Genomic DNA, 23508 nt, shown 5'->3' on the forward strand with positions numbered 1-23508 from the left:
ATCAACAGAAACTCATTACACTCTACGTGGTGGATTATCTCAACTAAACATGAATTCAGACTTAACATCTCTAAAATATATCGGACGCTTTGCACCGTCTCCCACTGGCCCACTGCATTTTGGCTCTTTGGTCGCAGCAACCGCCAGCTATTTGGATGCACGTGCACATAATGGTAGTTGGCTGGTGCGAATGGAAGACCTTGATAAACCTCGTGAGGTACCCGGTGCAGCTCAGGATATTATTGATACGCTGATAAGCTTTGGTTTTCAATGGGACGGCGAAATAATTTATCAAAGCCAGCGTGATGATATCTATCGTCAGGCACTTGAAAAATTAATCTCACAACAATTGGCCTACCCATGCGGTTGCAGTCGTAAAGAAATTAACGCTGCTGCCCAAATGGGTATTGATGGCCCTGTTTATCCTGGGTTTTGTCGTCATGGTTTGCCAGAAGGGAAGCAACCAGTTTCCTGGCGGTTGCGGGTAAATAATGAAAGTATTGATTATGAAGATCGTGTTCAAGGCAAACAATCTCAAATTCTCGGTCGGCAAGTCGGTGACTTTGTCTTGAAACGGGCAGATGGCTTATTTGCCTACCAACTTGCGGTGGTGGCTGATGATGGGTTGCAGGGGGTCACACATATTGTGCGTGGTGCAGATTTGCTCGATTCAACACCGAGACAGATTTATCTGCAACAGCAGCTGGGGGTTAACTCCCCGGAATATGCCCATATACCAGTGGCCACCAATCTTCATGGTGAAAAACTCAGTAAGCAAACCCGGGCACAACCGGTAAAGCATAGAGACAGCGGAGCTGTGTTGTGTCGTGTGTTGAATTTTCTGGGGATGCAACCACCAACGGATTTAGCCCATGTCCCGCTGGATATCTTATGGGAATGGGCCATTCAGCATTGGAACGTTCAGCTGGTCCCCAAAATTCGGCGCCAGGTGACGTTAATTCCTGCAGAAAACGATTAATCTGTTTCGCTATTCATATGGAAATAAACGTATAACACCACTATCGCCTTTGGCATCACAAATTAACCAGATCTGTTCGAAAGGATGTTTGTCCGGTAACACTATTTGATGGCGATGTTTTTCAAAATTCTTTTGTTGCCATAATGAATTCATATTGCGTAACACCAACCATACCCTCTGGCTGTGGTATTTTTTCTGCGATTTAGTAGTAAGAACAGCATTCAGCGAGGCAATTAACCGATTGTTGATGGGTAATTCTGATAGCTGGTGTAAGGCAGCTAATATCCTGTCTTCTGCTGCTCTTCCAAGGATTAACTTTGCCTCTGGTTCACTACCGTAGATATGCGCAATCTCCAAATCAAGCTGTGTGCCATTGAGATAACATGAAACATCCGGTTTGCGCGGCAGGTTATGCCAGATATGTCGCATCGGTACAGCAAATTGTTTTTCGTACAACCGCATAAACAATTTAGCTGCTTCATGTTCCAGATGAATTTTTTCCTGAATACTGTTGTTCATGGAGACTCATCCAGAATCCGTTATTCACTCTATCTTTGGCTCAGGCAAAAGTGGTGGGCTATTTTCCATATAAGTAAGGTAACTGTGCCATATCTGATGCGTTCGTAATTTTGTCATCCGAATAGAACAGCTTAATCCCATGATGCTACGGATAGTCCCATCTCTCCAAATATTATAGATGGAACCGCATTGTTCCTGACGATAGCCGAGCCAATTTTGCTGGGCCTTTTCAATCGATTCTACAATCACTATATCATCAGCATAACGGGCTCTGGCTTCGGCAAGATAATGTTGCATTTCAACCTCTTGCTGCTCTAATTGCTCAGCCATGCAAACACCAATCTCATAGGTTGTGTTGGCATTTTGGCAATTTTCTGCAGCTACTACAGGAGCTGAAACACACAATAAAAACAACCCAATGATTCTCATCACGACTCCTGGGTGAATCAGGCAAAAAAAAACTTATATCTCTTCAACAATACAGACATTACGCCCCTGCTTTTTGGCTTTAAACATCGCAGCATCAGCACGTTTAAATACTTTTTCGGTATTATCACCCTGATGAAAAGTAGCTACGCCAGCAGAAACAGTAATGGGCACAGGTTTGCCATCATATAGAAAACGTGTGTTGCTGATTTCTTCGCGAATTTTATTGGCCAGAACCATGGTTTCAGCTAATGCGGTCGCAGGAAATATCCCGACAAATTCCTCTCCACCAAAGCGAGCAACAAAATCAATTTCACGGGTAGAAGTCGATAAAATCTCGGCAATACGAATTAATATCTTATCGCCTGCCAGATGGCCAAGATTGTCATTTATCTGTTTGAAGTTATCAATGTCCCAAACCACCAGGCTAAGCGGATGTTTGTAACGCTGCCAGCGAATGTATTCTGTTTCTAAAGCATCCATCAGAGCCTGACGATTACCGATCCCAGTCAACGTATCTTTGCGTACCATTTCATGGGCTTTGCGAATACCATCCTGTAAGGATTTGGTCTCAGATTCCAGTTCCTGTAACCGATCTGTCAGCTTTTTGATTTCTAATTGTGATTGATAATAGCGTGTCTGATCAGCGTTTCGATATTCATCTACCGCTCCGCTCAGTGCTGTCAAACGTTCACGAATAATCGTCTTCAACTCACGCGGTTCACTGGCAACATCAATTTGTTTGTAAATATCATCCAGTCCGGCATCAACCTTTTGACCAATTTTCTGTCGTTGATTAAAGGCTTCTTCTTCGTCTTTCACTGTCACCCGCAGCAAATCATCAAGCTCATTAATGCGCTCGCTTAACGTGGCAAGAAAAGCCCGGTATTCAAGTTGTTGAAGCTGAGCTTGAGCTCCCAGCGAATTAATCAGCGCAGTCAGGGCATCAATAATTTGCGGTAAGTTCTTTTTATCCGGCTGGGATTGCAATTGCGCATGGATCTCACGGAGTTGTTCGTTGAACATTTCTGGCAACTGCAGATTATCAATCATACTGCACAGCAACTGAGTGACTTCAATAGTACGTTTCTTAAAGCCGATTTTCTGCAACAGCCCTGAACGAGGTTTTTCCTGGTCCGGTGAAGCAGATACCTTAACGTTAATCGCTTCCAGTAAAGACACAAAATCCGGTAACAATTCACGGGTTTGTTGGTTGGTAGCATCTTTCAGCTGAATTAGCAGATTATCAACAGCTGGCTTTGATTCTGCTGGTATGGTTAACGATAACAGCAGATGACGTAATAATTCTGAAGCATCGGAACTCTGCGGACTTTCATCCATTTGGTTGATAAATTGCTGTATTTTTTCGAGGATATCGCTGATCCGACCAACATCTTTATTACTGCGTAATTCCTTTCGCAGTGAATGCAGCTGTTTATCCAGGACAGGATTAATCCCTTCAGAGACCAGGGCAAGTCGTCCAAGACTGCGTTCCAGAAGTTCGGTATAAGATGTCTGTTTTTCTTCACGTGCAAGCAGCTCGAGATATTTGTGCTTCCATTGTTCGAGTTTACTTTCCAGCTCTTCTGCCGCCATTGGTCCGACCTTTGTTATAGGCAATGTAGGATTTATCCCTTTTCAGGAATCTTACATCAGCTGTGCATGGATCTGAACTCATAATTTTCCGCAATGTGATGCAAGCCAAGAACGCTTTAACAAGTTTGAGAGCCCTGAAACAGCATCAAGCTGAGAAATATTGATAATGACTATCCCATGTAATGAACCAGAATCTGTTGTATTGTTCATATCTACCACTGCAGGAGGTTATTTTTGTGTCTGACAAAGTGGAGATGAGAGCTCATCAAACCCTAGTGGATATTTTTAACCCGTTGCAGCCTTAATGCATTTAACACAACAGAAATAGAACTGAACGCCATTGCTGCACCAGCCAGCCACGGGGCCAGTAAACCTGCTGCTGCAATAGGAATACCCAAAGAATTGTAGCCAAATGCCCAGAACAGGTTTTGTCGAATATTTCGCACGGTCAGGTGACTTAACTGAATGGCAGTATCAACGGTATTCAAATCAGCCCGCATCAACGCGATATCCGCTGTTTCAATCGCCACATCGGTGCCACTTCCCATTGCAATACCAACATCTGCTTCAGCCATTGCCGGGGCATCATTGATACCATCCCCCACCATTGCCACGACCTGTCCCTGCTGACGTAATTCACGGATTTTATCGGCTTTGTGTTCTGGCAAGACTTCGGCAATTACCTTATCAATACCCAGCTCAAGAGCAATGGCATCCGCTGTAAGCTGATTATCTCCGGTCAACATAATGATCTGTAAACCGCGTTTTTTTAAAGCGGTAACAGCTGATTTGGCCGAATCCCGAATCGTATCAGCCACAGCCAGTAAGCCGATTACCTGCTGATCTACTGCAATCAACATGGCGGTTTTCCCCTGTTTTTCCAGTTGCTGTTGCTGAATTTGCCAATCACCCATATCGATATCGTGATCCTGCATCAGTTTTTTGGTTCCCAAACGGATCTGGGAGGTTTTGCCGTTCACCTCAGCATTACCCATCACCCCATGACCACTCAGGGCGGTAAAGTTCTCAATCATTACACTCTGAGTTTTTTGGGGTTTTAACCCATCAACAATAGCCTGTGCCAGCGGATGTTCTGATTTGCTTTCAATAGCGATGACGATGCCAGCGATAACCGATTTTTCATAATCTTCTGCCAGCAAAAAATCTGTTAATGCCGGTTTGCCCTGGGTCAACGTACCCGTTTTATCAAACACAATCGCTGTCAATGATTGGGTTAATTCCAGCGTATCGGCTTGTTTGAATAAAATGCCAGCTTCAGCCGCCCGCCCTGACCCGGCCATAATCGAGGTTGGTGTAGCCAGCCCCAAAGCACACGGACAGGCGATAACCAGCACGGCCACCATGGTTTCCAAAGCCCTGCCACTATCACCGGGGGCAAACCAAAACCACCACAGTAAAAATGTAATCAGAGCTATCACCACAACCACCGGAACAAATACACCCGAAACTTTATCCGCCAGACGCTGTATCGGCGCTTTGGAGCCCTGAGCCTGTTCAACTACCCGAACAATTCGGGCCAGTGCCGCTTCTTCGCCCAAATGGGTAGCGCGAACCCGTAAAAAACCATTTTTGTTAAAGGTGGCACCCACCACTTTGTCATTGACGTTTTTTTCCACTGGCATGCTTTCACCGGTCAACATGGATTCATCTACAGCCGACTGACCTTCGACTATCACTCCATCAACGGGGATCTGTTGACCGGGTTTAATCTGCACAATATCGCCCTGCTGCAACTCTTTTACCGAAACCAATAAGGTCTGACCATCTGGTGATTCGCGTAATGCCTGTTGAGGCTGCAGTTTTAATAGTTTGCGAATAGCCTCCGAAGTATGGCCCTTGGCTCTTGCTTCAAACCATTTGCCTAATAAAATTAACGTGATCAATACCGCACTGGTTTCAAAATACAGACCATCATGCGCTGCTATCGCACCAAATTTGAAGGTAAGCCAGACACTGTAAAAATAGGCAGCTGATGTGCCCAACGCTACCAACACATCCATATTGGCACTGAGATTTTTTAAGGCGTAATAACTACCACGATAAAATTGCCAGCCGATAATAAACTGCACCGGCGTGGCCAAGGCCATTTGTACCCATGCATTCATCAAAACTGCTGGAATCGGCAGATCACGGGTCCAACTGAAATGACCGATCATGCTGTAAAGCAGCGGCAGAGATAAAATTGCTGCGGCAATAAATTTATATAGCTGGATTTTCTGCAAATCCTGCCGTTTATCCTGCTGGTGCTCAATATCAATTAATTGCGCTTGATAACCGGCTTGTTCAATGGCTTTTATCAACACATCTGCTTCAAGCTGTTCGCCACGAATCGTGGCCTTTTCATTGGCGTAATTCACCTGTGCCGACTTCACCGAAGGCGTTTTTTTCAGGGCTTTTTCGATGGTGTTCGCACAGGCAGCACACCGCATGCCACTGAGTTGCAATTGCACAATTTGTTGAGCCATTTAATGTCCTGTTGCTGAAAAATTAGTGGAGCGTTCTATTAAAACAAGTTTACAGGGGCCAAACCCACAATATTACCGGTAAGGCTGTCAGAATCACCAAAATAGATAACGGTAAACCAAGCTTCCAGTAGTCAGTAAAGTTATAACCACCGGGCTCCATGACCAATGTGTTGGATTGATGAGCAATCGGAGTCAAAAAAGCACAAGAGGCACCAATCGCCACGGCCATCAATAACGGGTCTGCCGAAACATCCATGCCGCTGGCCACACTCAAGGCAATTGGTGCGGCCAATATCGCCGCCGCGGCATTATTGATAATATTCGACAGTAACATTGTTGCCACCATCAGGATCACCAACGTCATTGCCGGTGGCGTGGACTCCGACATATTAAGTAATAAAGTGGCAATTAACTCTGATCCCCCCGTTGTTTCCAATGCCTGACCCACTGGCAACATCGCCGCCAGCAGCACAATCACCGGCAAATCCAGACTTTTGTATAACTTTGCAATCGGCAATAAACCCGCAAAAAACATCGCCACCACCCCTGCCACCATTGCCGTTGCAGTGGAAACAGCATCAAACATAATCAACAGAATTACGCCGATAAAAATGAACGAAGCTATGGCCACTTTCCGCGGTTGCCCAAGACGCAAGCCTCGCGATGCCAAGGGCAGACAACCCAGCTCTCCCATAACTGATTTGAGCACGTCCTCATTACCTTGCATCAGCAAAATATCGCCAGCGACAAAGCGGATTTGATGCAAACGTTGTTTGAGCTGATGACCTCGACGTGCCACAGCAAGAATATTGACGCCGTAACGTTGGCGGATTGACAGACTGCTTAAGGTATTTCCAACCAAAATTGAATCATGCGCCAGAATAGCTTCGGCCAAATCCAGAGCTTTGGTTTTGCTCGAATCTGCCTCGTCGGCTTGCTCTTCAGTTTGCTCATCGGTTTTATCGCCGATAAGCTTCAGTCCCGTGACATCGGTAAGCGCTTTCAGGCTGTCGGAATCCGCTTCAACCAACAACACATCGTCCTGCTGTAACACTTTATACATGGAAGGTGTATTAAAGCGCTCTTCACCACGTAATAATGCCAACACCGTGATATCAGCCTCATCTTCTACTGCAGCGACCAAATCCATCAGACTGCGTCCGCTATAATCAGATTGTTCCGGCACGGTGAGTTCTGAGAGATAACTGCTGATCTCGAATAATTCTTCTTCGCTGTTACTGGCCTCACGCTTAGGCGTCAGTAAACGGCCAAATAGCACCAAAAAAATCACGCCGACAATCGTAACTGCTGCGCCAACAGGTAAAAAATCAAACATGCCGAATGCGGGTGAATCTGTTTGAGCACGATAACTGGCAATAATAATATTCGGTGGTGTACCAATCAGGGTCAAACAACCACCCAATAACGAACCAAACGCCAGAGGCATCAAAAACATTGATGGCGAATGTCCGCTCTGCCGGGACATCCAGATCGCCACGGGCATTAGTAAGGCCAATGCACCGACGTTATTCATAAATCCGGAGCAAACTGCCACGGTCACGGTAAGCGCGGCCATCTGAATGGTTGGATGACTGCCCACTCGGGTCAACTGGCGAGCAATGACATCGACCACACCGGCATTAACCAGTGCCTGACCAAGAATTAATACCGCAGCCACCGTCACCACCGCTGGATGTCCTAAGCCGGAAAAGACATCATCTGCGGGAATCAGACCGGTTAACGCAACAGCTAACAGGGCCAACACCGCCACCACGTCATAGCGCAGCTTATCCCAGATAAACAGGCCCAGTGTTGCTGCCAGCACGGCAAAAATAATGATTTGATCAGTGGTCATAAGATTCCTTTTAAACCGCAATATAACAGCTTGTGCCGAGAACGACGTTAGTACGGGTTAATGTAAAAATAAAGTCTTAAGCCCTGATCATGCCTGTCTGCATCTGCTAGACTCAATGCGATATTTCATCATTGAAACAAATTGAACCCCGGAGCATTTATGGCCCATGAAGAGCTGCACCTGAATTTACGTAATCTGACCCTGGAGGATTACGATCAGCTCAAAATTCTGATGGACACAGTATACGACGACATCGGCGGTGCCTGGCCGCAACCCACGATTGAAGGATTAATTAATCAGTTTCAGGATGGACAGATCTGCATTGAAGATTCGGGTGAACTGATTGCTGTGGCATTAACCGTTATGGTCAGTTATGAGCGATTCAGCAATCCGCATACCTACGATGATTTAATCTTGAAAAATGACAAAATCTGGCATAACCCGAAAGGAGATTCGTTGTATGGTCTGGATGTATTTATTCATCCGGAATATCGGGGTTATCGGTTAGGGCGTCGTTTATATGAAGCGCGTAAGGAATTATGCCGTTCAATGAATTTACGCGCTATTCTGGCCGGTGGACGGATCCCTAATTACCATAAATTTGCTGACAAGCTTTCACCTGCAGAGTACATCGATCAAGTTTCACGAAAAGAGATTTATGATCCGATCCTGACTTTCCAGTTATCCAATGATTTTCAGGTCATGCGGTTGATGCATAAGTATCTGCCGGAAGATGAGAAATCTCTGGGCCATGCCACATTGCTGGATTGGAACAATATTCTTTACACCCCACCCACTTCGTTATTGGATGTCAAAAAAACTCAGGTTCGTCTGGGCGCCGTGCAGTGGCAGATGCGTGAGTTTCATTCGGTTGAGGAAGTGCTTAAACAGGTTGAATACTTTGTTGATGCATTGTCGGATTACAAAAGCGACTTTGCCCTGTTTCCCGAGTTTTTCAATGCCCCATTAATGGGACTGACCGATCAAATGGATCAGACTCGGGCAATCCGATACCTGGCGAGTTTTACCGAACAGTTCCGCGACGAAATGTCGGAAATGGCGGTCAGCTACAACATTAATATTATTACCGGCTCAATGCCATTACTGGAAAATGATCGGGTCTACAATGTGTCTTATCTTTGCCATCGTGATGGCCGGGTCGATGAACAGCGTAAAATTCACATTACCCCGCATGAGCGCCGTGACTGGGTAATTGAAGGTGGCAATAAATTTCAGGTTTTTGAAACCGATGCCGGTCGTGTTGCCATCATGATCTGCTATGACATTGAATTTCCTGAACTGGGCCGTATTGCTGCTGATCAGGAAGTTGATATTATTTTTGTTCCATTCTGGACTGATACCAAAAACAGTTATTTGCGGGTTCGCCATTGTGCACGCGCCAGAGCGATTGAAAATGAATGTTATGTTGCGATTACCGGTAGTGTTGGCAACTTACCGAAAGTGGAAAACCTGGATGTGCAATATGCCCAATCCTCGGTATTCTCACCGTCTGATTTCGCCTTCCCCCATGATGCAATAATGGCTGAAACCACGCCTAACAGTGAGATGATCATGTTTTCCGATCTGGATCTGGAAAAACTCAAACTGGTCCGCAATGAAGGTGCCGTCAATAATCTGAAAGATCGCCGGGCCGATCTTTACGAACTGTTTATCAAACCAAAAGATTAAATACCTTATCGCACCGTTTTATTTGGGTGCGATAAAGATAGTCTGGTAAGAAATATCGGACTGCGGTCCGTCGATAACCTCAACATTAAAAGTCAACGGGCTGATGCCGCTTTGCAGCTCTGATTCCGGCACCCGAACCAGCGCAGTCACGGTTAGTACTTTGGCGGGCTCTAAAACATAAGAGTCATGCACCCCATGCAGACTGGCCCCCTCCAGACCTTCAATCTGATATTGCACTTCAATCGGCATATTCTGCTTGTTGAGCAATTTCAGCGTATAGCGGTTCTGTATCGAGCCATCACTGAGGCGCACAAATAAAGGCTGACGGTCCGGTCTGACACTGAAGTCGGTGGCTGATAAGGATAAAAAGCCGTAGGCTATACCGCCCAGTGACGCCAGCAGGATCAAGCTGTAAATAATCACCCGTGGACGCTTGTACAAGGGTTGTGGTTTGCTGTGACCTTGCAGCTCGGCATAGGAAGCATAACGAATCAAACCACGGGGTTCATTAATCTTATCCATTACCGAATCGCAGGCATCAATACACAAACCACAGGTAATACAACCTTCCTGCTGACCTTTACGAATATCAATGCCGGTCGGACAGACATTGACACAAAGTTTGCAATCTATGCAGCTGCCTTTACTCGGGTCGGTCTCACCTTTTTTCAGTTTGCCTCGTGGCTCGCCCCGCTCAGCATCATAAGCGGGCAAAATTGTATTCTGGTCATACATAACCCCCTGTAAACGGGCATAAGGACACAACCAGAAACAAACCTGCTCACGCATAAACCCGGCAAAAACATAGGTAAAAGTGGTAAAGATTGCCATCGCAATCCACACCGCAATATGCGCCTGGAAACTAAATACATCACGCCACAACTCAAACGCATCAGTGAACCAGGCTGAAAAAGTCAGCCCGGTTAACAAGGCGATAGCCAACCATAGCGTGTGTTTACTGATTTTTCTCAGTAGTTTACTGACCGACCATGGCGCTTGTTTGAAACGTAATTGTTTTTGAGGAGTATTGCCTTCGAGTTTGCCTTCAATCCATGTATAGATATCGGTCCACACTGTCTGGAAACAAAAGTAACCACAGAAAACCCGTCCGGCAACACTGGTGACTGCCGCCAGCAAAATGGCAAAAAACAACAACGTCAGTGAGAGCATCCAGATATCCTGCGGAAAAATCGTCAGCTCAAAAAAATGAAACTGACGATTGGGAATATCCAGTAATACCGCCTGTTTATCATCCCAGCGGATATACGGCACCAGAAAATAAAACAGCCAAACCGACATACCAAACCATTTCAGGTTACGAAACCGGCCTGACATACGTTTTGCGACAATTTTCTCGCCGCCGGCATTCACATCCCAATCGGCCATTTCCTCATAGATATCGCCATTTTTTTCCATAAAGTGAATAGGTTGTTCAGTCATAATTATTTCACCTCTGGGGTCAAATGATGTGATGTGATGTGGTGGCGGGCTGAATTAATAATCCGCGCAAGATACTTAATGCCTGTGACAAAGTCGCATGATCCGGCGACAATCCCAGCGACAGGCGCACGGCCTGTCGCTGATTGTCAGTGAAACCAAAACTGTTACATGCCACCACCGATACGCCCAGCACGGTGGCTTGTTCAGCAAAGGCCTGGGCCTGCCAGCAACTGGGGAGCTGTAGCCAGATATGATGGCCTTCCTGATGACTGTAAAAGTCCATTCCTGCTAATAATTGGCTGGCAATCTGTTGACGCAGACGGTTCTCTTCCCGAATGGCTTCAGCAAACCGGTTAATACGTCCATCGTAAATCCAACGTGTCACCAGCGCAGCCATTAATGGTGAGGCCATAACGCTAATCGCTCTTAATACATTAGCGAGGCCCAGTGCCTGTGAGTTACTGGGAGCAATCACATAGGCCAGCCGCAAAGCGGGCGTGATACATTTGGAAAGTGTCCGTACATACCAGGTACGATCAGCTGCTAAATCGACTAAGGCTTTAACGGCCTCTGTCTGCAGCGGCGAATAAGGATCATCTTCAATAATCGTGATGTCATATTCGTTGGCAACGGCAACGACTTGCTGCCGACGGGTTAATGACATGGTGGCGGTTGTCGGGTTATCCATCGTCGGCACCAGATAAATCGCCTTGATTCTGTGATCCCGACATGCCTGTTCAAATGACGCTGGAAGTACCCCTTCTTCATCCATAGCTAAAGGCTGCAATACCAGTTCAAGCTGTTCAGCAGCCGATTTCAGGCCGGGATAGACAAACTCACCACAAGCAATGATATCACCGGGTTTTGCCATACAATGCAAAATGGCATACAAAGCAGACTGTGCTCCACCGGTGATCAGTGTGCGTTCTGCCGAGACATTCGTTATAGTTTGATTTAGCCAGCCCGAGGCAGCACTTCGATCATGTGGGTTCCCGGCACTATCCTGATAATGCATCTGTAACACCCGGTCGGCTCCGGAAATCAGCTGGGCGATACCTTGTGGAATATGTTGCTGTATACCCGCTGACTCGGGCTGCGGCGGATTATTCATGCTCAAATCCAGCAATGGACGAGCCTCGGAGATATGCGAAATAAGTTTACTTTCGACATGCTGTCGTACATAACTGCCACGACCGGTGGTGGCATCGATCAATCCACGTCGGCGCGCTTCGTTGAAAGCACGGGTAACCGTAGTCAAATCAACATTTAAGGTTTCGGCCACAGCGCGTTGTGGTGGTAAACGATCACCGGCTTTGACATAACCAGAATAGATATCGGCTTCCAACGCTTCCACAATACCAAGATATTTGGATTTCGCATCGGTTTCGATTCGGGCTTTCCACAAGTGCATAGGTAAATTCCTAGGGGCTGTTTATCTTTCATCGCCACCACTGCTGGAGGCTATGAAAGATAAACAGCCCCTAACATTTAGGCTACAGGCTAAGCACTTTCCCGGACAAATACAATTTTATTTACATACAAAAAAAGACAATGTATGGGAATATTGAACTAAAAAATGATATTGTATGGAAAATAGCGTGTTAACGCTAAATTTGTCGAAAATAACCATACAATTTTTTACAACACCGTTAGCGGATTTGAATTTTATAAGTTTGCGTTGCGCAAGAAACTCAATTGATTAAAAAAGTTAATGAGGTTTAAGGGCCAAACGCTTTTCGGAAATAATTTGTTGCCACTCGGCCACTGGTGCAGGCCTGCCAAAGTGATAGCCCTGATAAACATGGCAGCCAAATTTTTCCAACAGCACTGCCTGCTCTTCGGTTTCCACTCCTTCAGCGATCACCGCCAAATCCAGGCTTTGTCCCAACGCAATGATGGTGCTGACAATTGCTTCATCGTTTGGATCGGTCAGCACATCCCGGACAAATGACTGATCGATTTTCAGTTTATTCAGTGGCAGTAATTTTAGATAACTTAACGACGCATAGCCGGTGCCAAAATCATCAAGTGCAAAACGCAAACCACGTTGGCGCAAGGCATTCATCCTCTCGATTGTCTGATCAATATCTTCAATTAAAAGGCTCTCGGTGATTTCAAGCTCCAAATGATTTGGATTGACATCTAACTCTTTCAGACAACTGTCGATATAGTCAATAAACTGCATATGTCGGAACTGCCGTGGGCTGATATTGACCGATAAAGTAAGATTTTGCATTTCAGGTAGCTTCGCCCACTGCGCCAAAATCTGACAAGCCTCTCTTAACACCCAGGCGCCCAGAGGAATTATCAGGCCGCTGGATTCGGCAACCGGGATAAAGTCGACCGGTGAAATAAAGCCCTCAACCGGATCATGCCAGCGAAGTAGGGCCTCCATGCCAACATACTGCTGGTCACTGCTGATTTGAGGCTGTACATACAATTCAAGTTGCTGAGAAGCAATGGCTTCTCTTAATTTGCGTTCCAATTGACTGCGACGATTAACTTCCATCTGCATAACCGGATCAAAGAATCTCAGACTGTTTCGGCCCGAGGCTTTGGCTCGGTACAAAGCCATATCAGCTTCCTGTAAAAGACGCTCAACATCTCCCTCGGCATCGGAGAACAATGCTATACCCAGACTTGCGGAAGCAATGTACTGAGTTTGTTCAAGTGCAAATGGCATGACAAAATCCAGCAGAATTTCCTCGGCGTATTGTTGTACAAGCGCTTCTACTTCTCCCCGTGCTTTACCCATTTTAGGTTTGACGATTACAAACTCATCAGACCCCAATCGGGCAGCCAGATCATGTGGCAATAATCGAGACTGAAGTCGTTTTGCGACGCCTTGTAATAATAAATCTCCAGCGTGATGTCCCAAGGTATCATTCAGGGTTTTAAATGAGTCCAGATCGACAATTAGTAAAGCACCTTCCATTTCCGATTGGTGGCCTTCTGCCAGCGAATCCTCCAGAAACTCCATTAACAATCGGCGGTTGGCCAGACCGGTCAGAGAATCATATAACGCCAGTTTACGAAGCTGTTTTTGAATTAACAGATAATCGGTAATATCAGTGGAAATCCCACATAAAGCGTAAATACTGCCATCTTCCTGACGCAATGGTAGTTTGACCGATAAAAATGTTTGGGGCTTATCTGAACCAAGGACGGTATTTATTTCTTCTTCAACAATCCGTTCGCCTTGTTTGATAACCCTTAAATCATGTTCCTGCAACGTTTTACAGGTATCCCGATCAAATAGAATGGCATCGGTTTTACCCAGAATCTCTTTTTCGTCCAGCCCAATCAGTTTGCAGACATTTTTATTTACATATTGATAGCGTAACTGCAGATCTTTGATGTAAATATGAGCATCCACACTATCAAGAATCACGTTGAGATTTTGTTGGGTCTGACGCAGAGAAATATTTTTTTCCTTTACACGGCGACGCATCAACAGCAAAAACATTAAAGCACTGAGAAAACCGACTACCAAAGCAATAAGCAACCACCAGATTTCTTTTGGAATCGTCATCTTGCTAGTAGAGCTGTTCCATTTTTTTAAGACCGTAAAGTACGGCGAATTGGCATCTGCCTGCCATTGTTGTAAGTAGCTATCAATTGCTTTTAGCACCTCTCCATGTTTATTTTTGGGGACAGCAAAAAATAATCGACTCGGTTGAAATACCACTGGCGTTGGTCTTAAATTCAGTTCTGCCGCTTTAAGCTCACTGATAAAATTATTAGCGGTGACAGCATCGGCAATGCCATCCGATAAAGCAGCGAATGCTGCCTGTTGGGTATCAACAACAACAAAGGTGACATCAATATTGAAATTTTCAGCTAATTGTCTAAGGTAATCGTATTGAATGGAGCCCTTGAGCAGTGCCAGGCGTTTACCATCCAGTTCCAACAGACTGCTGAGGTTATGTTCACGATTTACGTAGATCTGCGACCAGCTGAGTAATGCAGCCGTATTATGAAAATCATAAAACTCAGTTCGCTCTGAGCTGGTTGCCACATCAGGTAATAAATCAATTTCCCCTTTAGCAAGAAGCTCCAGACAATCATTCCAGTAGCAGGGTACAGCAACCAGCTTCCAGTTTTCCTGTAACGCAATAACCTGTAAAAGATCCCCCAGAATGCCACTCACCTGTCCGTTTGGGTCCATCACCAATTTGGGTGGGTTTTCATAAACACCCACCCGTAAAACAGTTTCCTCAGCCCACAATTTGCCGCTGGTTAGGATGGCAGATAACACCACCAACAACCTGAATAAATTGGCTAGTTTTGTGTTTGAACTCATTATGGGAATAGCCGCCGGGATAGAGCACCATTTATACCAGATTATAGTGCTCTCATTGAGCAAATATAATTAATCAATCTGCAGTGACAGGCCAATGCATTACGGGTTGGTATTGCGGCCCATGATCGGTGGAAACTGATTTCATTAATACCAGCTGTTCTGCTTTAAAATTAACTGGGGCAATGGGCACGTCTAGAGATTCACTGGCTTTTCGCGCCAATGTAATATGGGGTAGGTAAGGTTTTACATCGACTTTAATATCTGCCTGACTGGCGATATGCTCCAGTTGGTTCACCAGGTTATACAATTCACTGCTTGGAGCACGACTTGTCAGGCAAAATATCTTTGGACCATCCCAGTATGACAGGTGATCAAACTGCATATCTATTGCCGGGAAACGTATTGAGTCAGTCTGTTTTAACAGTGCATCTAATTGTTGTTGGTCTAGTTGGCCGAGAAATAACAATGTCTGATGTAAATTGGCGGTGGTTTGTAATTTCAGCGAGGGATCTTCCGGTAGACGTTTCATAATGTGCTGAATCTGCATCCTTGAACTGGTATCGGGAGACAAGGCAAAAAAATATCTGCCTGGTGTTAACAGGGTGTTTTGTTGTGAATTCATATTAATCAGAGTCCGCCATTACAATCTGATTCCGACCATTTTTCTTGGCATCGTATAGTGCATCATCAGCTCGCTTAATCGTATCACCAATAGTTTCGCCATGCCTATACTCACTTAATCCAAAACTGGCAGTAATTTGCTGATTTACCGGGAAATTGTAATTCTGCACCTGATGACGCAACTGATCGGCTAACTGAAAAGCGCCATTTTTGGAAGTTTGTGAACAGAGAATTAGAAATTCCTCCCCGCCCCAACGACCTACCATATCGTTCTCACGCACCTTGGACATTAACAGAGAAGCAAATTGTTTGATAACCTCATCGCCTACATCATGACCATACTCGTCATTAATGGTTTTAAAAAAATCAACATCTAGCAAAAGGATTGAAAAGACTTGTCTGGTCTGGCTGGAAGTTTCGATTTCCACGTTAAACCGCTCGTGTAACGCATAACGGTTAGCTAATCCGGTCAGGTGATCATGGCGCGAGATTTGTTCTAACTGATTATTCAGATTACGCAGGTTTCGATTATGATGATGCACCTGCCGATAACGATAAACTAATACTAACAGCACTAACGATACGCCCACCAATAATTGCCAGAATAAAGCCGTATTATTTTGTTGAAACTCTATAGATAACCAATTGTTCAATACACGCTGTCGTTCAACTTCTGAAGTATCATCAATGGCCTTGTTGAAAATTTCGAGCAACTGGGTTTCGCGGGTGCTCACCCCCACCGACATTGCATACTGCAAATCCAGCACATTGCTAATCTTCAGGTGCGAGATTCCCCAGCGAAGCATCTGATAATTAATGGTCGGTACCGTATCGATAAATCCATGGGCTATACCGGTTTCGACCATTTTCAGGCCTTCTCTTGAGGTGTTTACGGTGGTGATATTGATATCCGGATAGCGACTACGAAGCAATTCGACCCCCGCATAGCCTCCCACCATCACAAAATCACGATGTTGGATTTGTTCAAACTTCACCACAAACTGGTGATCTGGCTGAGTGGCTACAGCTAATGGATAAAAAATAAAGGGTTTACTGACATTGAGCCAGTCACGTCGACTGGGGACATCCTGTGCGCTGGCAAGAATATCGCAATTGCCATCCTGTATAAATTGCAACGATTGCTGCCAGCTTGCCGTGTTGACCAGCTGAATGGCCATATTGATTTTGTCAGACCATAAAGCATAAAAATCTGACATGATACCGGTGAACTCACCTTGCTCATCAATGCCTTCATAAGGCAGCCAGTCAGGATCAACACACAGCTTAATGACTTGTTTTTGGGTGAGATAAGCCTGTTCTGCTTTCGTCAAAACGACTTCTGCGTTGGCTGAAATATGCCCGGCCATAAAGCCAATCAATATCAGTATTGATTTTATGGTTCTTGTAACCGTCCCTGGCTTCATTACCGACCTTAGTTCACGTTACTTAATGATTATCCCGGATAAACACCCAATCATTTTTTTGACTCATTTCTTCACTATATCGATAGCCATCCGAGTCAAATTGCTTGAGTTTTTCCGGAGAGTTAATTTGTTGGTCAATAATAAAACGACTCATCAGTCCTCGCGCCTTTTTGGCATAAAAACTGATCATTTTGTACTGACCGTTTTTCCAGTCTTTAAAAACAGGCGTAATAATAGTCGCCTTGAGCTTTTTGGCATCAACGGCTTTAAAGTATTCATTTGACGCCAGATTGATCAACACGCCATCTTTCAATGCTGGTTCAGCCTCCAGGGATTGCCGTATTTGATCTCCCCAAAAACTGTAAAGATCCCTGCCGGCATCATTCTGAAACGGGGTGCCCATTTCCAGACGATAGGGTTGCATTAAATCCAGGGGTCTTAACACACCATATAAACCGGAGAGTATTCGTAAATGCTGCTGTGCAAAGTCCAGCCCTTTATCATCCAGGGTCTCAGCTGCAAGACCGGTATACACATCTCCTTTAAATGCCAGAATTGCCTGTTTGGCATTTTCTTCGGTAAAGGGTGTTTGCCATTGTTGAAACCGCGCCATATTCAAACCGGCAAGTTTGTCGCTGATCTTCATTAAATTGGCGATTTCCTGAGAAGACAGCTTTTTCAGTTGCTCAATCAATTGTTGTGATTGATCCAGAAAACGAGGTTCAGAGTATTTATTGGTAGACACAGGCGTATCGAAATCAAGCGTCTTGGCCGGAGAGATTACAGTGAGCATAAGAAATTCAGTATTCCATCAGTCAATTTTATTTTTTAGGTGCATCTGGATCATCACGGTCAGAGATGTCTTCATAGTCTGCAATATAATCGTCGTTATCATACACCGCTTCAGCTTCCACCTCATCATATAGTGGGTTGAATGGAAACGGTTTTTTCTCATCATTGTATGTCAGAAATAAAACAATTTGCTGTATAAAGCGAGACAAGTCTTTTGAAAATCCTCGAATAGCATCATTGGCGCTGCCACTAAATAATGCAAAGACAAACTGCACAATGACCACAATTGCTAACACTGACATCGTTAGATACAGCACAAAACCGTAAAGCAGCATATATAACAGGCGTATCAGTTGGTTTTTTTCATCACTATTTTTAAATTCCGTATTATCCATGTCATTTCTCCTGGTAGGTGATAAGTCAATATCACTTTAACACTTCCATAACTTGTTGCGGAAAGTCGAGCAATAAATTTCATAAAATGGTGAATTGCTGGAGCAATGGGCCGCTTTATGGGAAACTTCAACGTTTATTTTGTTGATGAAAGACTACCATGGACCGATTCTTTGCCTCGTTGGAAACTTCGATAAACCATTTCACTGAATATACTGGCAAACTTTGCAGCTGGTTGGTTTTGCTACTGGTATTGTTAACCTGCTACGACGTAATGATGCGTTATCTGTTTCAACAGGGATCTGTCGGTTTACAGGAACTGGAATGGCATCTGTTTGCATTGATATTTCTGCTCGGCAGCGCCTATACCCTCAAACATGATGCCCATGTACGGGTAGATATTCTCTATCGCAGTCAACGGCTTAGTAATAAGCACCGTGCATGGATTGATGTCATTGGCATTATATTGTTTCTGATGCCGTTTTGTCTGCTGATTCTGATCAGCAGCTGGCCATTTGCCTACAATGCTTATTTATATCAGGAGGGCTCACCCGATCCAGGCGGCCTGCCCTACCGCTTTATTCTCAAAGCAGCTTTGTTGCTGGGGTTTCTACTGATAATGATTCAGGCTGTAGCTGAGTTAATTCGGAATATCCGCATTATTCAACATCATCAGGAGCAAAAATAATGGAATATATTGCTTTACTGATGTTTGCCTTGTTGATCCTGCTCCTGCTGACCGGCTATCCGGTCGCCTTTGTGCTCGGTGCCATTTCGCTGTTATTCGGTAGTATCTATCTAGGCTTTGACTTCTTCCAGCTGTTGCCATTTCGAATTTGGGGCATCATGACCAACTTCACCTTACTGGCGGTGCCATTGTTTGTGTTTATGGGTGTGGTTCTGGAAAAATCCGGTGTTGCTGAAGAACTACTCGATACCATGGGACGGGTGTTTGGCAGAATTCGCGGAGGGCTGGCAATATCCGTTGTCATGGTGGGTGCTTTGTTAGCTGCCACCACCGGAGTAGTAGGAGCATCAGTAGTCACCATGACCGTTATTGCTTTACCTTCGATGCTGAAGCGAGGTTACGCCCCGTCTTTAGCCAGTGGCACTATTGCCGCTTCCGGCACGTTAGGACAAATCATTCCCCCAAGTATCATATTGATCCTGTTAGGTGATGTTATCGGCGTGCCGGTGGGTGAATTATTTATCGGTGCAGTAGTGCCGGGCATAATGCTGATTGTGGCTTACATTCTATATATAGTCTATGTCGCATGGCGTCACCCACACCTGGCACCAGCGGTACGGGATGATAATCCGGAACTGGCCGCGCTGTGGATCAGTGTTTTAAAGAGTCTGCTCCCCCCCTTATTGCTCATAATCGCGGTATTGGGTTCCATTTTTTATGGTATTGCCTCTCCTACTGAATCTGCTGCGGTTGGTGCGCTGGGATCATTGATACTGGCTGCTCTGCATCGTCGTTTGACGCTGCCTAATCTTCGCGATGCTATGGAGAAAACAGCTCGTCTGACCAGCATGGTGTTTTTAATCTTTATTGGTGCCACCGCCTTTGGACTGGTGTTCGTCGGCATGGGTGGTGATGGACTGATTCTGGATATTTTTTCAGGTCTGCCGGGAGGGAAATGGACGTTTTTAGTTCTCAGTATGTTGCTGATATTCATACTGGGCTTTTTCCTCGATTTTATTGAGATCTGTTTTATTGTGGTGCCGATCATTGCACCGGTAGCAATCCATTTGAATATTGATCCATTGTGGTTTGCTCTGCTGATTGCGATTAACCTGCAAACGTCATTTCTGACACCGCCATTTGGTTTTTCACTGTTTTATCTGAAAGCCAGTGCCCCATCTAACTTGAAATTGATGGATATCTATAGAGGCATCATGCCGTTTGTAGGTATTCAGATTATTGTGCTTGCACTGCTTATCAGTTTTCCGGCCATCTCACTTTGGCTGCCAAACCTGATGGGGTAAAACTTGACTGCCAGGGCTTGTTGATCTTTCATAACCACCTCTGAAAGGTCAATAGCCCCTAAACTGTCACGCTATATTCTTTAAGGGTGTACCAAAGTCCAATTGTTTATTTTTTGGTATATCAATATCATACAATCAATATCCATGTATCCATTAAAGGAATAAGCCAAGTGCATGTATCTAAATTAACCCTTGCCAGCCTCTTTTTTATTAGTTGCAGTCAAATGGCTAACGCCAGCCCTGTCGACGCCACTTCATTACTGAACCAATATAACCTTATCACTTCTGGCGATGTCACAAGTACCTCAGAGGTCGAAGGAAACGCACTTATTGGAGGCAATGTTAATGGCGGCCTTTACAACATGCATCAAACATCAAATGCCGCTGTGCCGGCACTGACGGTGGGTGGAAACGTTAGTGGCAACGTTCAAACCAAAGGCAAAGGTCTGAATGTAGGTGGAAATATTGCCGGGAATGTCACAATGAATGATGGTGGAGATGCCTTTGTTGGTTCGGTATCTGGATCCTTACAAAATAATGCAAACGGTAGCGGCTCCACTTCAGTTGTTGGTGATATCTCAGGTAGTGTAAACACCAATGGTGGTAATACGACTTATGGTGGAAATCTGACGGGTTCGGCAAATGCTAATGGCGGCGGAAGCGTATTAAACCAACCGGTTACCGCCCCCTTCGATCCTGCTACTCAAGCTTCAAATGCAATGAATGTATTGAGCAATTTTTCTAACCAATTATCCGGGCTTGACGCAAACAGTGGCTATAGCGTTAATGGAGGAAAAGTCACCTTTAACGCCGTCGGCAATGATAGTGGGCTGGCAATCTTCAAAATCACTGATGCAAGTAATTTTTTCGACAAAGCCTTTGAGTTTGATTTCAGCATGACCAATACGCAGAGCATTCTGTTTAATGTATTTGGTGGGGGTAATACCGAATTTGATATCAAAGCGAATTTCCTGGCGAGTGCAGCGACGCTCTACGGTTCGATGTTTTTATGGAATTTTGTCGATGCTACTGAGCTTAATCTGGCCAGCCAGTTCGGTGGTAGTATTCTGGCATTGAACGCAGGTGTCACAAATAGTAATAATATTGAGGGCACACTAGCGGCCAAAAGCCTGACACAATATGGTGAGATTCACTCTCAACCTACTGATTTCGTCCCACCGGCAGCTGTTCCGGTCCCAGCTGCATTGCCTTTGTTTCTGAGTGGTTTGATTGGATTCTTCTCACTTCGTCGTAATCGCAGAAAATCACTTTAATTTAAGTTATAAAACCAAAAAGCCACCAACGACATCGTTGGTGGCTTTTTTATTTGCATAGGGCTTGTTAGCTCTCAATAAAAGCAATGCCTTGCACCTGGCTGATATTGTTTTCAGCAAAATGCAGCATCATTAAACGGTCCAGTCCCAATGCAACGCCACTGCATTGCGGCAAACCACACTGCATTGCTGTCAGCAGATTTTCATCTATCGGCATTTGGGGTTTGCCTTGTTGCAGACGCAATTGATTATCCTGCTCAAAACGCTGACGTAATTCGGTGGCATCACATAATTCGTCATAGCCATTAGCCAGCTCCATTCCACCAGCGTATAGCTCAAAACGACTGGCGACCTGATGTCCTTCAGCATTCATTTCGATTTTCGCCAACTGCGCCTGAGATGCAGGAAACTCTGTAACCATCACCGGCATTTCCAGCGCTTTAAGCTGTGGTTCAATTACTTCGCTCATCAACATTTCCAGCCAGCCATCCCGATCAGTTTGCCAATCAGCAGTAAGCCCGGCTACGCGATCCAATGCAATTTGCTTCAGTAAATTGTCATCAGCCTGATAAATATCCAGCTGCAAGTATTTAGCGAATAAATCACGATAAGGAAAAATAACTGCTGCAGGTAAGCCGATCACCTGTTGCATAAAAGCATCGACTTCCGCCATTAACTCAGTCAGCGAAAATCCTGGTCGATACCACTCCAGCATGGAAAACTCGGGCGCATGCTGGCGACCCAACTCACCATTACGAAATACCGTGGCAATCTGATAAATCGCGCCGCTGCCGGCCGCCAGCAAGCGTTTCATCGCAAACTCAGGTGAAGTATGCAGATACAGGACTTTGGAATCGCTGCCAGCCTCAAACCGGGTGGAAAAACTGTCAAGATAAAGCGCAGTAGGTGCCGCCGAAGACAAAATGGGAGTATTAACTTCCAGTACATTGCGAACTGAAAAAAAACGGCGGACATTTGCCAGAAGCTTTGCCCGCCGTTTTAATATGATCTGTAATTGCTCATTTTGAAGCATTATTCAGACTTAGGGTTAAGGCATGTAAGCTTGCTACATGCAACACTAAAAACACAAAAACTGATAATGATTTTAATCTTTTTTAGCACGTTCGACGTAAGATGCTGAACGAGTATCAACCCGCAACACTTCACCGATTTCGATAAATAATGGAACTCGCACTACTGCGCCAGTTTCCAGCGTTGCCGGTTTACCACCGCCACCTGAAGTATCACCACGCACACCCGGATCAGTTTCAACCACTGCCAGATTAACGAAATTAGGCGGTGTCACCAGCAATGGTGTGCCATTCCATAGAGTGACCGTGTAAACATATTGTTCTTTCAGCCAGTCTTTACTGTCAGCAATCGCATTGGCATCGGCAGCATATTGTTCGAAACTACTGGGATCCATAAAGTGCCAGAATTCACCGTCGCTGTAAGAAAATTCCAGATCGATTTCTACAACGTCAGCACTTTCAACAGATTCGTTAGTTTTGAAAGTACGTTCGTTAACGCGCCCGGTTTTCAGGTTACGGAATTTAACGCGGTTAAATGCCTGACCTTTACCTGGTTTCACAAATTCATTTTCGATGATGCTGCAAGGATCGCCATCCATCATGAATTTCAGTCCGGCTTTAAACTCATTTGTACTATAACTTGCCATGCTTACCTCTTTTGGGGGACGATCGTCGCCTGTTCACAAAA

At 45.1% G+C, this 23508-nt stretch carries 19 protein-coding genes; 5 read left to right on the forward strand and 14 right to left on the reverse strand.

The genetic code is table 11. The features are described from left to right. Window positions 1-49: 49 nt before the first annotated feature. Entirely contained in the window at window positions 50-979 is a 930-nt protein-coding gene (gene gluQRS / locus B4F66_RS11445) for a tRNA glutamyl-Q(34) synthetase GluQRS (protein ID WP_292353816.1), read from the forward strand. 9 nt (window positions 980-988) lie between these two features. Here the strand turns inward: gluQRS and B4F66_RS11450 are convergent, their stop codons facing one another. The 5 genes from B4F66_RS11450 to B4F66_RS11470 all read right to left on the reverse strand — a co-directional run bounded on the left by B4F66_RS11450 (window position 989) and on the right by B4F66_RS11470 (window position 7861). Continuing rightward, window positions 989-1498, reverse strand: a complete 510-nt coding sequence (locus B4F66_RS11450; RefSeq protein ID WP_292353814.1) for a hypothetical protein — start codon at window positions 1496-1498, stop codon at window positions 989-991. 24 nt (window positions 1499-1522) lie between these two features. Further along, on the reverse strand, window positions 1523-1927 hold the full coding sequence (locus B4F66_RS11455; protein ID WP_292353812.1) for a lysozyme inhibitor LprI family protein: 405 nt from the start codon (window positions 1925-1927) through the stop codon (window positions 1523-1525). A 33-nt stretch (window positions 1928-1960) separates the two neighbouring features. Further along, entirely contained in the window at window positions 1961-3544 is a 1584-nt protein-coding gene (locus B4F66_RS11460; protein ID WP_292411235.1) for a GGDEF domain-containing protein, read from the reverse strand. Window positions 3545-3792: 248 nt separating this feature from the next. Next, the gene (locus B4F66_RS11465; protein ID WP_292353809.1) at window positions 3793-6006 is read right to left on the reverse strand and encodes a heavy metal translocating P-type ATPase; all 2214 of its coding nucleotides are present in this window, start codon (window positions 6004-6006) and stop codon (window positions 3793-3795) included. Window positions 6007-6055: 49 nt separating this feature from the next. Beyond that, the gene (locus B4F66_RS11470; protein WP_292353807.1) at window positions 6056-7861 is read right to left on the reverse strand and encodes an SLC13 family permease; all 1806 of its coding nucleotides are present in this window, start codon (window positions 7859-7861) and stop codon (window positions 6056-6058) included. 159 nt (window positions 7862-8020) lie between these two features. Between B4F66_RS11470 and B4F66_RS11475 the strand changes: the two genes are divergently transcribed. Next, window positions 8021-9550, forward strand: a complete 1530-nt coding sequence (locus B4F66_RS11475) for a bifunctional GNAT family N-acetyltransferase/carbon-nitrogen hydrolase family protein (protein ID WP_292353805.1) — start codon at window positions 8021-8023, stop codon at window positions 9548-9550. A gap of 18 nt (window positions 9551-9568) precedes the next feature. Here the strand turns inward: B4F66_RS11475 and ccoG are convergent, their stop codons facing one another. From ccoG to B4F66_RS11510, 7 genes are all read right to left on the reverse strand, one after another. Then, the gene (gene ccoG, locus B4F66_RS11480) at window positions 9569-10990 is read right to left on the reverse strand and encodes a cytochrome c oxidase accessory protein CcoG (protein ID WP_292353803.1); all 1422 of its coding nucleotides are present in this window, start codon (window positions 10988-10990) and stop codon (window positions 9569-9571) included. A 19-nt stretch (window positions 10991-11009) separates the two neighbouring features. After that, window positions 11010-12401: an aminotransferase-like domain-containing protein gene (locus B4F66_RS11485; protein WP_292353802.1), complete on the reverse strand. Its 1392-nt coding sequence runs from the start codon at window positions 12399-12401 to the stop codon at window positions 11010-11012. Between the two features lie 297 nt (window positions 12402-12698). Then, window positions 12699-15293 carry an EAL domain-containing protein gene (locus B4F66_RS11490; protein ID WP_292353800.1) on the reverse strand — a complete coding sequence of 865 codons (2595 nt, stop codon included), beginning with the start codon at window positions 15291-15293 and terminating at the stop codon, window positions 12699-12701. A 73-nt stretch (window positions 15294-15366) separates the two neighbouring features. After that, the gene (gene thpR / locus B4F66_RS11495) at window positions 15367-15915 is read right to left on the reverse strand and encodes an RNA 2',3'-cyclic phosphodiesterase (RefSeq protein WP_292353798.1); all 549 of its coding nucleotides are present in this window, start codon (window positions 15913-15915) and stop codon (window positions 15367-15369) included. Between the two features lies 1 nt (window position 15916). Next, complete coding sequence (locus B4F66_RS11500; RefSeq protein ID WP_292353796.1) at window positions 15917-17281, reverse strand: diguanylate cyclase; 1365 nt, start codon at window positions 17279-17281, stop codon at window positions 15917-15919. Window positions 17282-17360: 79 nt separating this feature from the next. Continuing rightward, window positions 17361-18131 (reverse strand): peroxide stress protein YaaA, encoded by a 771-nt coding sequence (gene yaaA, locus B4F66_RS11505; protein ID WP_292353795.1) that lies wholly within the window; start codon window positions 18129-18131, stop codon window positions 17361-17363. A gap of 28 nt (window positions 18132-18159) precedes the next feature. After that, entirely contained in the window at window positions 18160-18525 is a 366-nt protein-coding gene (locus B4F66_RS11510) for a DUF4389 domain-containing protein (RefSeq protein WP_292353793.1), read from the reverse strand. Window positions 18526-18683: 158 nt separating this feature from the next. Between B4F66_RS11510 and B4F66_RS11515 the strand changes: the two genes are divergently transcribed. The 3 genes from B4F66_RS11515 (at window position 18684) to B4F66_RS11525 (ending at window position 21789) form a co-directional block, all read left to right on the forward strand. Then, complete coding sequence (locus tag B4F66_RS11515) at window positions 18684-19211, forward strand: TRAP transporter small permease subunit (protein ID WP_292353791.1); 528 nt, start codon at window positions 18684-18686, stop codon at window positions 19209-19211. Continuing rightward, entirely contained in the window at window positions 19211-20515 is a 1305-nt protein-coding gene (locus B4F66_RS11520; protein WP_292353790.1) for a TRAP transporter large permease, read from the forward strand. Before B4F66_RS11515 ends, B4F66_RS11520 begins: the two co-directional genes overlap by 1 nt. A 224-nt stretch (window positions 20516-20739) precedes the next feature. After that, window positions 20740-21789: a choice-of-anchor A family protein gene (locus B4F66_RS11525; RefSeq protein ID WP_292353788.1), complete on the forward strand. Its 1050-nt coding sequence runs from the start codon at window positions 20740-20742 to the stop codon at window positions 21787-21789. 67 nt (window positions 21790-21856) lie between these two features. Here B4F66_RS11525 and epmA read toward each other — a convergent pair whose 3' ends face one another. Beyond that, window positions 21857-22822, reverse strand: coding sequence for an EF-P lysine aminoacylase EpmA (gene epmA, locus B4F66_RS11530; RefSeq protein ID WP_292353786.1), 966 nt, complete (start codon window positions 22820-22822; stop codon window positions 21857-21859). A gap of 72 nt (window positions 22823-22894) precedes the next feature. After that, on the reverse strand, window positions 22895-23467 hold the full coding sequence (gene efp, locus B4F66_RS11535) for an elongation factor P (RefSeq protein ID WP_041354687.1): 573 nt from the start codon (window positions 23465-23467) through the stop codon (window positions 22895-22897). Window positions 23468-23508 lie beyond the last annotated feature (41 nt).

Source organism: Methylophaga sp. UBA3603 (assembly GCF_002375335.1).
Classification (GTDB): domain Bacteria; phylum Pseudomonadota; class Gammaproteobacteria; order Nitrosococcales; family Methylophagaceae; genus Methylophaga.

Excerpts from the sequence above, each read along its gene's own strand:
- B4F66_RS11450 (WP_292353814.1), bottom strand. The coding sequence starts at position 1,498 with ATGAACAACAGTATTCAGGAAAAAATTCATCTGGAACATGAAGCAGCT.
- yaaA (WP_292353795.1), bottom strand. The coding sequence starts at position 18,131 with ATGCTCACTGTAATCTCTCCGGCCAAGACGCTTGATTTCGATACGCCT.
- ccoG (WP_292353803.1), bottom strand. The coding sequence starts at position 10,990 with ATGACTGAACAACCTATTCACTTTATGGAAAAAAATGGCGATATCTAT.
- gluQRS (WP_292353816.1), top strand. The coding sequence starts at position 50 with ATGAATTCAGACTTAACATCTCTAAAATATATCGGACGCTTTGCACCG.
- efp (WP_041354687.1), bottom strand. The coding sequence starts at position 23,467 with ATGGCAAGTTATAGTACAAATGAGTTTAAAGCCGGACTGAAATTCATG.
- B4F66_RS11515 (WP_292353791.1), top strand. The coding sequence starts at position 18,684 with ATGGACCGATTCTTTGCCTCGTTGGAAACTTCGATAAACCATTTCACT.
- B4F66_RS11455 (WP_292353812.1), bottom strand. The coding sequence starts at position 1,927 with ATGAGAATCATTGGGTTGTTTTTATTGTGTGTTTCAGCTCCTGTAGTA.
- epmA (WP_292353786.1), bottom strand. The coding sequence starts at position 22,822 with ATGCTTCAAAATGAGCAATTACAGATCATATTAAAACGGCGGGCAAAG.
- B4F66_RS11470 (WP_292353807.1), bottom strand. The coding sequence starts at position 7,861 with ATGACCACTGATCAAATCATTATTTTTGCCGTGCTGGCAGCAACACTG.
- B4F66_RS11525 (WP_292353788.1), top strand. The coding sequence starts at position 20,740 with ATGGCTAACGCCAGCCCTGTCGACGCCACTTCATTACTGAACCAATAT.
- B4F66_RS11485 (WP_292353802.1), bottom strand. The coding sequence starts at position 12,401 with ATGCACTTGTGGAAAGCCCGAATCGAAACCGATGCGAAATCCAAATAT.
- B4F66_RS11500 (WP_292353796.1), bottom strand. The coding sequence starts at position 17,281 with ATGGCCGGGCATATTTCAGCCAACGCAGAAGTCGTTTTGACGAAAGCA.
- B4F66_RS11475 (WP_292353805.1), top strand. The coding sequence starts at position 8,021 with ATGGCCCATGAAGAGCTGCACCTGAATTTACGTAATCTGACCCTGGAG.
- B4F66_RS11510 (WP_292353793.1), bottom strand. The coding sequence starts at position 18,525 with ATGGATAATACGGAATTTAAAAATAGTGATGAAAAAAACCAACTGATA.
- B4F66_RS11490 (WP_292353800.1), bottom strand. The coding sequence starts at position 15,293 with ATGAGTTCAAACACAAAACTAGCCAATTTATTCAGGTTGTTGGTGGTG.
- B4F66_RS11520 (WP_292353790.1), top strand. The coding sequence starts at position 19,211 with ATGGAATATATTGCTTTACTGATGTTTGCCTTGTTGATCCTGCTCCTG.
- thpR (WP_292353798.1), bottom strand. The coding sequence starts at position 15,915 with ATGAATTCACAACAAAACACCCTGTTAACACCAGGCAGATATTTTTTT.
- B4F66_RS11465 (WP_292353809.1), bottom strand. The coding sequence starts at position 6,006 with ATGGCTCAACAAATTGTGCAATTGCAACTCAGTGGCATGCGGTGTGCT.